The 12,169-nt window shown below is 24.7% G+C and carries 8 protein-coding genes; 1 reads left to right on the top strand and 7 read right to left on the bottom strand.

The window, feature by feature from the left end; translation table 4 throughout:
- Positions 1–50: 50 nt before the first annotated feature.
- Positions 51–596, top strand: a complete 546-nt coding sequence (locus NX772_RS01230; RefSeq protein WP_051542135.1) for a restriction endonuclease subunit S — start codon at positions 51–53, stop codon at positions 594–596.
- Here the strand turns inward: NX772_RS01230 and NX772_RS01225 are convergent.
- From NX772_RS01225 to lon, 7 genes are all read right to left on the bottom strand, one after another.
- The gene (locus tag NX772_RS01225; protein WP_036450078.1) at positions 565–1,065 is read right to left on the bottom strand and encodes a restriction endonuclease subunit S; all 501 of its coding nucleotides are present in this window, start codon (positions 1,063–1,065) and stop codon (positions 565–567) included. The genes NX772_RS01230 and NX772_RS01225 overlap by 32 nt on opposite strands.
- Before the next feature lie 11 nt (positions 1,066–1,076).
- Positions 1,077–2,054, bottom strand: a complete 978-nt coding sequence (gene xerA, locus NX772_RS01220; protein WP_456297482.1) for a site-specific tyrosine recombinase/integron integrase — start codon at positions 2,052–2,054, stop codon at positions 1,077–1,079.
- A 116-nt stretch (positions 2,055–2,170) separates the two neighbouring features.
- On the bottom strand, positions 2,171–3,223 hold the full coding sequence (locus NX772_RS01215; protein ID WP_084477568.1) for a restriction endonuclease subunit S: 1,053 nt from the start codon (positions 3,221–3,223) through the stop codon (positions 2,171–2,173).
- On the bottom strand, positions 3,210–4,850 hold the full coding sequence (locus NX772_RS01210) for an HsdM family class I SAM-dependent methyltransferase (protein WP_027123223.1): 1,641 nt from the start codon (positions 4,848–4,850) through the stop codon (positions 3,210–3,212). The genes NX772_RS01215 and NX772_RS01210 overlap by 14 nt, the downstream gene beginning before the upstream one ends.
- 15 nt (positions 4,851–4,865) lie before the next feature.
- Positions 4,866–7,976: an HsdR family type I site-specific deoxyribonuclease gene (locus tag NX772_RS01205; RefSeq protein ID WP_027123224.1), complete on the bottom strand. Its 3,111-nt coding sequence runs from the start codon at positions 7,974–7,976 to the stop codon at positions 4,866–4,868.
- Positions 7,977–8,144: 168 nt separating this feature from the next.
- On the bottom strand, positions 8,145–9,575 hold the full coding sequence (proS, locus tag NX772_RS01200; protein ID WP_027123225.1) for a proline--tRNA ligase: 1,431 nt from the start codon (positions 9,573–9,575) through the stop codon (positions 8,145–8,147).
- Between the two features lie 112 nt (positions 9,576–9,687).
- Positions 9,688–12,165, bottom strand: coding sequence for an endopeptidase La (lon, locus tag NX772_RS01195; protein WP_240532005.1), 2,478 nt, complete (start codon positions 12,163–12,165; stop codon positions 9,688–9,690).
- Between the last annotated feature and the right edge of the window lie 4 nt (positions 12,166–12,169).

The following is a 12,169-nucleotide window of genomic DNA, read 5'->3' as shown; positions in this document are numbered from 1 at the left end:
CATTTAATAAGATAAACGATAATTTATTGTTTATAGCAAATAATATATATATGCAGTATTTTTTAAATAAAACTTCTAATGGTATCCTCAAAGACATTATTTTAGAGGAAAGTAAATCAAAAGTACAAGTAAATGAAGTCAAAAATTGTAATGGTATGTTTCCATTTTTTACAAGTGGTTCATCGATTTTTTATTGAAAAGAATATTTTTTAAATGGTAGATATTGTTTTCTTAGTACCGGAGGTAATGCAGATGTAAAATTTTATGTTGGAAAATCTTCATATTCAACAGATACTTGATGCATTTATTCAAATAATAATATGACAGATTATTTATATTTATTATTACTAACTATAAAAGGTGAGATAAATCAAAAATATTTTCAAGGAACCGGTTTAAAGCATTTACAAAAAGATTTGTTGAAAAATAAAGAAATTTACATCCCAACAAAAGAAGAGTTGCGCAAGTTTAATGATATTATTAAACCTTTAATGGATAAAATATCTCAAAACATTAAAATTACTCAAAAATTACTTTATTTACAAAAATTTTTACTTCCCTTACTTATGAACGGACAAGCTGAAATAGATGATTAACAACTAAATTATCGTTTATCTTATTATTTATTTTTATTTTATAATCTATAGTTTTTAGAAAATTAGATATTTTTTTTTGATATTCTAAATCCATCGCTATTACAACTTCTTTTTCGTGTATGTGATTTCTATTCAAAGTTGGAACAGCGCTTCCGCTACTATATTGTTCTAATCTTAAAGTTTTTAATAAATAATATATATAATAAGGTTCTATATTTTTAAATTTTTTTATAAATAAAGTAGTATTATGTGACCATGACCGCCCATCATATATAAATGGCTTTCCAACATTACCACTTCTTCCAATAGTAATACTTGGTTTACTAGTTGTATAAGAATCATGATAACCTATTATACCGTTAGAACCTACAACGGGATATTTTCCTTTTCTCATATTATATTTCGGAAGATCTTCACCTCTTTGAAATTCAACTATATCAATAATTTTAACCTTTTTGAATTTATTCACTATATCACCTCTTATCCAATATATTTTTGATGAGCAGTTTTAACGTTGTTTTGTTTCACCATGGCGTATTTTAATGTAGTATCTATTTTCTCATGCCCTAATAATTTTTGAACTTGCTCAATTGGCATACCTTTATCTATTGCTATTGTAGCAAGAGTTCTTCTAAATTTATGTGGGTGTAATTTTTTAATATTTAATTTCTGCCCAATTTTTCTAAGTCTAGCTTCTATTCCGTTTATTCCTATTCTTTTATGCGGGGATTTAAGAGAAACAAATAAAGAATTGTTATTATCGTTTCTTGAATCAAGATATTTTTTTAAGTGTATTTTAGTTTTAGCATCAAAATAAACCATTCTTTCTTTATTTCCTTTTCCTATAACTAAACATTCTCTTTCATAAAAATCTATATCATCAATATTTAATTTTACTAATTCTCCAACTCTCATTCCTGTAGAAGCTAAAATATCTATTAAAGCTAGATCTCTATAATTATCAACATTATCCCGCATGATTTCTAATTCTTCATCAGAATAAGTTTCTTTTATAGTTGAGGGAGATTTAATTTTTTTTATTCTTCTAGCCGGGCTTTTAATAATATAATTTTCATCTTCTAACCAAGAAAAGAAACTAGATAATATTCTTCTTATATTATCTACAGTTACTTTACTAGAATTATTTTTTTCTTGATAATTTGACAAATAATTTCTTAAATCATTTGTATCTATTTCATTAATTTTTTTATTAATAAATTTCAACATTGATTCAATTGTAGAAACATAATATTTGATTGTACTATCAGAACATCCTTCTAATTTTTTAGAATTAATAAATATTTCTACTAAATCCCTATTGGCTTTATTATTTTCATTATCTTTTAACATCGCATTAAGTTCTTTACTTAAAACGATTGAAAGATATTTTAATTGCTTATTATTCAAAGTATTTTGCATTTTTTGTATTATATTTTTTATTATTTTTTCTAACATTATGTCATCCTCCTAAGATAAAGAACGACATTCAAGGGCTAGTTCTTTTAATATATTTATTCACCCTTGATTGAAGTTAATTTTTTGCTTTTTTATTTTGTTAAACGATAATTTAGTTGTTAATCATCTATCTCGGCTTGTCCGTTCATAAGTAATGGAAGTAAAAAATCTTTTATTCTTTTAAGATTTTCGATTTCATTTATTTTGTTTTCTTTTAAATGTATTAAATTATTTAATGTGTTTAGGATTTTTATATTTCTCGGAATAAAGACAGGGATATTTTCAACATCTTTTTTTGTTATAAATTTTATAATTGATCCATTTGAATTTAATCTAAATTTACGAGTGGCATTTAAACTCCCTAAATAAAGAATAGAAAAAAAATTATTATTAGGTATTAAAACGTATGTTCTTTGATAAGAATTAAATTTGCCAATATAATGTTTTACGTTAAAGTCACCATTACCAGCTATTAAAATAGCCGAATTATCAAATGCAAAATCATCACATTTTAAAGTTTCTGTAGAGCATGTAAAAAAGTTGTATTTTCCGTTTTTGCTGGCAAAGTTTGCGTCTTGCTTTCCGTTTGTAATATATGAAATATCTTTAGATTGAACAAATTTACCATTCATTTTACTTATTTGAAAATCGTAAATAAAACTCATTTGTTTCTCTAAATTATCGTTTATCTTATTATTTATTTCTATTTTAGTTTCTATTTTTCATAAAAACTCCCCAATTTCTTCTAAATTTTTTAAAGGTACTAATAAATCCATATTTAAAATTTCATCAACAGAAATAGAAGAAAATGTTGTGCCCGAACCTTTTTTAATTAAATTATTAATATTGTTTTTTAAAATAAAATATATATATTTATTAGGAATATTAATACCCCTAATGGCTCCTAGTCCTCTACCTATGCATACATCACTTTTTGCAATATTCAAATCTCCTATAGGTGCTCTAACGCTTATTAAAATATCGCCTTTTTTCGCGATTCTAGTTATTTTAGAAGTATAAGTATATATTTTTGGATACAATCTACCAAAAGTTTTACTCCCTTGCAAAAAAGGGGTAAATAAATTATTTTGTGAATAGTATTTAGATTCTGGAGATTGTCCGGCTGTAAATCTTGCAATATCTTTTAATTTTACTATTTTATTTTTTTTCATATTTTATTTTCCCTAATTGCTCCATTATCTCTTTTTGTAATTTATCTCCTTCTTCAAAAAGAGATAATAATTCATTTTTATATTCAGACATCTTATTTTCAAATTCTTCTTCGCTCATATCTATATAATCTATTTTAATTTCAAAATATTGACCAGCAGATAAAGAATAATTTTTTTCTTTAATTTCATCATATGTTACTAAAACTGAAAAATTATCTACAACTTCCTTATCATTAAAAGTTTTTATTATTAAATCAATATCATCATTAGTTAATCTTTTTTTCTTATTTTTTCCTTCTTGATATTCTTCCCCTAGTTTTGAAGCATCTATTAAAATGACTTTATCATGTATTTTTCTTTTATCAAAAAACAAAACAGAGACATTTGTTCCTGTGTTTGCAAAAACATTGGAAGGCATACTTATACATCCATAAACTAATTTATCATCAACTATTTTTTCTAAAATTTTTCTTTCTACTCCTGACTTAGATGTTATAAAACCTGTAGGAATAACGATTGCACCTTTACCACTATTACTTTTAATAGAATTAATTACATGTTGAATAAATAAGGTATAAATAGCCATGCTTTCTTTTTTCTTAGCAGGAATTTTAGGTACACCTGCTCAAAATCTTGTAGGCATACTTGATAGTTTTTCTCTCGTCTCAGAAAAATCCATTTTAAAAGGTGGATTTGAAACTACAAAATCAAATTCTTTTATTAATTCTGTTTTATTAAATCATAAATCATTAGGAGAAGTTAAAGTATCTCCTTGAATAATGTTTTCTAACGAAAAAGTTGCTCCATTTAAAATAAGATTTAATTTTAACATCTTATTACTACGTTGAGAAATGTCTTGAGCGAATATACTACAATTTTCATTACCTATTTCATTCGCTAAAGACATAAGCAATGTTCCTGTACCCGCTGATGGATCATAGATACGGACACTTTTTAATTCTTTTTCTTTACCAACAAGAAGTTTAGCCATTATAGAAGCTATTGAATGAGGTGTATAATATTCGGCATATTTACCACCTCCGTTTGTGTTATAATCTTTTATCAAATATTCAAATATAGTTGAAAAAAAATCATATTTTTCTTCAAAAACTTCTTCAAAAGAAAAATTATGTAATCGACTTATTAATGCTTTAGCAAAATTTGATCGTTCATTTCTATCGGTTATATATATTGTTAATTCTTCAAAAATAGGAATTTTTGTCCCTTGAGATGTTTTTGTTACAAAAATATCTTCATTTTTTCTTGAAATATCCATCATTGCATTATCAAATATAGTTGAAAAATCATCTTTATCTTGTTGATTTCACAATGTAGAAATGAGATGTTCTGGTTCAAGTTTAGGTATTTCAGGTTCAAGTTGTAATAATAATTCTTCTCTATCGGTTTTATTCATATTAAAATATATCTCATCCCATCTCTTGGCATTTCGTATATTTTCACTTACTTTTTTTATTTCATATCCAAATTTGTCATTTATAAATTTATACAAAAATATTTGTGTAATGATCTTATATTCATTACCATCATTCCCTAATCCAAAAACTTGACAAACCGCTTTTAGTTCATCAATTAACTTTATCGTTTTATCTTTTACCATTACATTCATAATATTCTTCCTTTCTTAAAGTTCTTTATATTGATTTATTAATTCTTTTATAAAACTTTCTTTATATTTTGTTGATACATTTATTTTGTTTCTACTTATTACAAATTCTATAAATTTTTTAAAAAAATCTTCTTTTTTAAGATTATCAGCATTTTTATTTATTTTTTCTTCTATTTCTTTTTCTAATATAAGTAAAGAATTTTTAATTTCTTCATCTATTTTTGATATCAACACATCATTTGTTGTTATACTTGAATTTATATTTCTTATTCATTTATGCATAAATAGCATTTTAGAGTTGTTACGATAATGTTTTGCTAAATTTTCATCTTCTATTTGTATTTTTTCTAATTTATTTTTATATAAATCTATCTCTTTTAATATTTCATCATACTCTTTTGAACTTTTAATTTCTTTATAATTACATTCATTTAATTTACTAAATATTAATTCTTGAATATTCATAAATTTTGGATCATTTTTATCAATCTGTTTTGCAAACATACGTTCTATTTCTTTAATTTTTTCATCAATTCTGTTAGAAACTATTTTAAGTTCTTCTCTAGATGATAATATAAAATTAAATTTCAAATTAGATAAAATTTCATTTGTTATAAGTTTTATCTCTTGATTTTTATTTTGCTCTTCTTGAAAATTTATAAAAGAAATTCTTCTAGATAGCATAGATATTAACTGAGAAATATCTTCTATTTTAATTTCTTTAAACTCTTCTTTAAATAATTCGCTATCAAAACTTTTAGCTAGATTATAATATCCGCGAACATCTTGTAAAATTTCTCTTATTTCAAACAATTCTTTTTTATCACTTCTTGTTTCTAAAAATTTTTCAAATTGCTCTAAATTATCTGCGTAGGAATTAAATAATATATTATGTGCTCTTTTAACTTTTTCTTCAATTTCTTCTCTATTTAAAAAGATATTTTTAAATTGACCTCCATGTTCTTCTGCTATTCCAGTATTAAATCTTTTTAACTCATTTAAATATTTCATATTTGTTTCATCAAAATTTTCTTTTATATTAACAAAATCTATAATATAACCATATTTCATTTCTCTATATGGTCTATTAACTCTTGTTATTGCTTGCAATAAACTATGTGCTTTTAATTTTCTTCCAAAATACAATCTTTTTAATCTGGGAGCATCAAAACCTGTTAACAACATATTAAAAACTATTAATATATCAATTTTAAAATTCTTTTTAAAATCATTAACTAACATTTTTCTAGTTTCTTTATCTTCTACATCATGTAAAATTAATCCTTTTTTAAAATTAATTTCATCTTTTATTTCTTTACTTATTTGCTTTTGAATTTCATCGAATTTTTCATTCATTTTCTTTGCTTGAACACTTGAATCACAAATTATCATAGCTCCTAATGTTGTGTCGTTATAATATTTTCTAAATTTATAAAAATCTACAATTATATATTTCAAAAGTTCTTCTATATAGTTATCATTTTCCTTTATAAAACTCTTTTTTACTTCATTTTTTTGTGCATGCAAAAAGTTATTACTACTTATATTTTGCAGATTTTTCTTATAATATGTGTCTATATCTTCTCTAATTATTTGTAAAGTATAACCATCATTAATTGATTTATCATAATAATAAGTATGTATATAATCGCCAAATATTTGCATTGATGTTCATTCTTCTTTCAAAAGTGGAGTACCGGTTAATGCAAGTTTTATAGAGTTTTTATCCATATTGATTAAGTTAGCAAGGAAGCTTCCTTGTATATTGTAACTTCTATGAGCTTCATCAATTATTAAAATTCTTTGTAAATTTGTAGAATAAGGCAATATTTCTAAATCTTGTTTATCATTTTCACTAAATCTTTGAATGTTTACAACCACAATTTCTAATTTACCGCTATTACCTTCGTTAGCGTTATAACTATTAAATTGTTCTAATAATTCTTTCTTATTTTCTGCAGTTTTAACAATTAGACCTCTTGTTTCAAATTCTTGTTTTGCTTGTTCTAAAAGATCGATTCTATCTACAATAAAGTAAAATTTTGCTACCTTATTCTTTTTAGAAAAATAGTTTGTTAAAAACTTGACAAAATAATATGATAAAGCAGTTTTTCCACTTCCTTGAGTATGTCATATTATTCCGGATTTAACTCCTTGTTCGAGTTTTTCCTTAACAGCTAAACAAGCGAATATTTGCTGATATCTTGCAATATGTTTTTCATTAATCGTTACTCTTTTTCCGTATTCTTCCCTTTCTGAATTAAGATATACTATTCCGTATTTAATTAAAAATAGAATTCTTTCCCTGCTACATAACGATGTTAAAAATTTGTTAGTATAAGTTAAATAATCTTTATTTGTTTTATATTCATTTGAATCTAAAATATCTTCTGAATTAAAATCTGATAAAATCTTTTTTTCTATATCTTTCTCAACATTTTCATATACAAAATTTTCATAATAATAATTGGGATTATTCTTTACAGGTTCTTCTTTAAATCTATTGAAAACAACTTTGTTATTTGATCCTGTTGAATAAAATGATCCACTTAACTTATCACCCTTAACAGAGTAATCCATATTATTTGAAAACATCATTAATTGAATTAAGTTAAAAAATCTTTTAAATTTTTTATTAGAAAGTCTTATATCATTCATTCTTTTTTCTTCAGCTAGTTGTCCATCTTTATTATTAGGAATTTTAACCTCAATAATCGCTAACGGTAAACCATTAATAAAAATAGTAATATCCGGTCTAAACGACTCATCACCATTAGAAAATTCTAGTTCAGCAGAGAAATGAAAAACGTTATTACTGATATTTTCAAAATCAATCAATTTAACATTTTGAGATACAAGGTTATTATAAAAGTCTTTTCCTAAATCATCATTATTTAGGCTTCATTTTATTTCTCTTAGTACTTTATCAATATCTTGATCAAAATTAGGATTTAATTTTTTAAATTGACTTTTAAAAATGTTAATTTCAATGTTTGTTTCTTTATCGAAGTTTCTTTTATCTAAAGAGTTTGTTGAAATTGGTAAATATGCATACCCTAATCTTAATAAATGAATCATGGCAGGTATTTGTACTCTTGTTTTTTCTGTACTATTTTTGTACGACATTCTATAATCCTCCTAATTAAATAGCTTTATTTATTAAAGTAGTTATTTTTATAAATTATAACATTGAACATTATTAGTATACTCAGGATAATTTGTGCAAAAAATTAAATCTTTCAGTAGATTAGCCTAAATAAAAACAAAAAGTTGCTTAAAGCAACTTAATTTATATTAATAAGCCTTAGCAAAAAGAACGTATCTTTTAGAAGGTTTTCTTGAAAATATACATGTTCCTTCATCGGTTGGTTTTAAGTATTTAAAAGGAATACATCTTGCTGTAGCTCCTGTTTCCTTTTGTATTCTTTCCTCTTCTTTTTCATCTCCATTAAAAGGAATAATAACAAATTTATTATTGGCGATTTCTTTTTTGAAATCTTCATAATTAGAAACAATAACAGTATTAGCTTCGAGTCTTTCTTTTGCTCTTTGATACATTTGTTCTTGTATTTGAATTAATTTTTCTTCAATTCACTCACGAACAATTTCAATTTTAACTTTTTCTTTTTCGAAAGTATCTCTTCTAACTACTGTAACAACACCTTCTTCAACATCTTTAGGTCCGACTTCAACTCTTATAGGTACACCTTGAATTTCTGAATTTGCTGCTTTGTATCCTGGTAAATTATCACTTCTATCTACTCTTACTCTTAGTTTTTTTAATAATCATTTTTCTAAATGATCTACTGTTTTAGATACTTTAGGATTTTTAGAAGGAAATAATTCTAAAATATCAACTTGAATAGGAGCAATTTTTGGTGGAATAACAATACCTGAATCATCTCCGTGCGTCATTATTAAAGCTCCTAACAGTCTAGTTGATAAACCTCAGGAAGTTTGGTACGCAAATTCATCCTCATTTTTCTTATTTGTAAAGGTAATTTTAAATGCTCTTGAAAAGTTTTGCGCTAAATAATGAGAAGTACCAGATTGAAGAGCTTTTCCGTCTTTCATCATAGCCTCGATTGTGTAGGTAGAACAAGCTCCTGCGAATTTTTCTCTAGGAGTTTTTTTTCCGATTATAGTCGGTATAGCTAAATATTTACGTAAAAACTTTTCGTAAAGTTTAATCATATCTCTTGTTAATTTTCTAGCTTCTGTTGCTTCAGAATGAATAGTGTGTCCTTCTTGTCATAAGAATTCACTGTTTCTTAAAAAAGGATTAGTGGTTTTTTCTCATCTCATAACTGAAGTTCATTGATTATAAATTAAAGGTAAATCTTTATAAGATTCAATGTTCTTTTTAAATAAATCAGCAAACAGAACTTCACTTGTAGGTCTAATATAAAGATTGTTATGTAACTTTTTATCACCTATATGTGTTACGGTAACTAATTCAGGAGCGAAACCTGCTACATGTTCTTTTTCTGTATTAATAAAAAAATCAGGAATTAACATAGGTAAATAAACATTTTGTATTCCTTTTTGTTTAAATTTTCTATTTAACTCGGTTTGAATATTTTCTCAAATAGCATATGAATTAGGTTTAAATATAATTGTACCTTTAACTGGTCCATATTCAATTAATTGACCATTTTTAATGACATCTACATATCACTGAGCAAAATCTTCTTTTCAAGGTGTAATTTTATCTAGTTTTTTCATAATTAATAAAATTTTACATTTTTTTTAAAAAAATCAAAAAAAATAACTTTTTTATAGAAAAATAAATTTTTTGTTCAAAAATAAAAGCCATCTTTTATAGATAGCCTTATTTTTATTTTTTAAATATATAATCAAAAATTTCTATGTAATTTGATACGGGTTTAAATTCTATATTATCTTTTACTTCTTGTGCTATATCTTGTAAATTCTTTTCGTTTTCTTTAGGGATGAATATTGTTTTTATTCCGAATTTATAAGCTGCTAGAGATTTTTCTTTTAATCCACCAATAGCTAATACTTTTCCTCTTAAAGTTATTTCTCCTGTCATACCAATTTTAGATGAAACAGGTTTTTTTAATAATGCAGAAATAATGGCGGTGGTAAAAGTAACACCCGCAGAAGGTCCATCTTTTGGCACCGCTCCCTCTGGAACATGAATATGAATTTGATTTGTTTCAAAATCAAAATCAATTCCAAATTGCGCTGCATTAGATCTAACGTAACTTATTGCTATTTCAGCTGATTCTCTCATTACATCTTTTAATTGCCCAGTTAATTTAATTTCTGCTTTTGTAGAAGGAGCTGTATTAACTTCTATAGATAAAGTAGATCCTCCATAAGAAGTATAAGCTAGACCATTTACTGCACCTATTTGTGGTTGTTTTTCATTAATATCATCAGTAAATTTTTCTACACCTAGCATTTTTCTTACAAATTCTTTTGTTACAACAAAGTCTTGATCTTTTGCTATTTTACCTTTTAATAATTTAACTATTATTTTTCTAGTTATTTTATCGAAGTTTCTTTTTAAATCACGTACTCCCGCTTCTCTTGTGTAATTTTGAATGATAAATTCTATAGTTTCATCATCGATGTTGAAGTATTTAGAGTCTAATTTATTTTCTGATAAAACTTTTTCTAGTAAATGGCTTTTTACTATTTCTTTTTTTTCTAATAGTGTATATGAAGAAAGTTCAATAATTTCCATTCTATCAGCTAAAGCTTCAGGAATTCCGTCAAAATAATTTGCTGTAGCTATAAAAATTACTTTTGATAAATCATATTCAGTTTCTAAGTAATGGTCTTGAAAAAATTTGTTTTGTTCAGGATCCAATACTTCTAATAAAGCTGAGGCAGGATCTCCTCTAAAGTCTGAAGACATTTTATCAATTTCATCTAGTAAAATAACCGGATTAGAGATTCCTGCTTTTTTAATTGCATTAATAATTTTACCAGGCATAGCTCCAACATAAGTTCTTCTATGACCTCTTATTTCTGACTCATCTCTAACTCCACCTAATGAAATTTTAATCATTTTTCTACCTAAAGCATCCGCTATTGATTGAGCTATTGTAGTTTTACCTGTTCCAGGAGGCCCTACAAGTGTTAATATAGGCATATTATTAATTTCTCTATTTTTATCTTTGCTAAATAAACCTAAATCTAAAGCTTCATTTTCTGTAGGTAATTCTTTTACTAAAACTGTATTTTTTTCTTTGTTTTTTTCTTTTATATTTGTTAAAACGGCTAAAAATTCTAAGATTCTCTCTTTAACATCTTTTAGACCATAATGTTTTTTAGACAATTCTTTTTCTGCTTTTTGAATATTTAAATCATCTATCATAACTTTTCTTCAAGGAAGGTTATAAATTAAATCTAAATAATTTTTTGAAACATTAGCTTCAGGAGAGCTAGACATCATTCCTTTTAATTTTCTTGTTTCATTTTTAATAATTTGTCTTACTTCAACAGGAAACTTATTTTCATCATCGTTTTTGTACAATTCTTTTTCGTTTTTGGTTTCTTGTTCATCTTCTTCGCCTAATTGTTGTCTAATGGCTCTTATTCTTTCTCTTAAAAGAAACTCTTTTTGTTGTTTATCAAGAGTTTTTTTCATTTCAATTTCAATATTTTCAACTAGTTTTTTCTCGTTTACTAAAACCATTAAATATTGCACTAGGTAATTTAATCTATCTCCAGAATCTTCCATAGCTAAAAGTTTTACTCTTTCACTATAAGGAATATTTAAATGTTCTGCAAAAATACTCACCAATTCTCAAGGTTTATCATCTGTTTTTATTTGTTTAGAAACAAAATCAATAATATTATTTAATTCTTCTAAAAAACTGTGTTTTTTAATTAATCCTTCTAATTTTTTAAAAATTTCAATTATCGTTTCTTCGCTTACTTTATTAATTTCTTCTACTGCTTCATAAAAAATTTCACTATATCCTGAAAAATTTAATGATTCTACATTTTTTTCTTTATTAAAATCAATTAATTTAACAACTTTTCCAGCAGTAAATATAAGTTTAGGAGATCTTCCTTCTTTATAGCTAACAACTTCAACTAAAGTAGCATATTTTTGATAAAAATTAGATTTTTTAATACTATCTTCATTTTGGATACCATTTTGAAAATATGTAAAAATTAAGTTAAATTTCTTAAATTTACCTTCACTTTCGTATTGTTGTTTAATTATTTCTAGTTGTTTACTATTTATTTTTATTTCATCAGGTATTTGTTTAGGCAAAACAACTTGAAATTCTAAATTAATAAAAGGTGCACTTTTAATTTTTTTATTTTTCACTTTC

Source organism: Mesomycoplasma molare (assembly GCF_024918955.1).
Lineage (GTDB): Bacteria > Bacillota_I > Bacilli_A > Mycoplasmatales > Metamycoplasmataceae > Mesomycoplasma_A > Mesomycoplasma_A molare.
The sequence above is the reverse complement of the archived record's forward strand: the minus strand, read 5'-3'. Positions and strand labels throughout refer to the sequence as shown.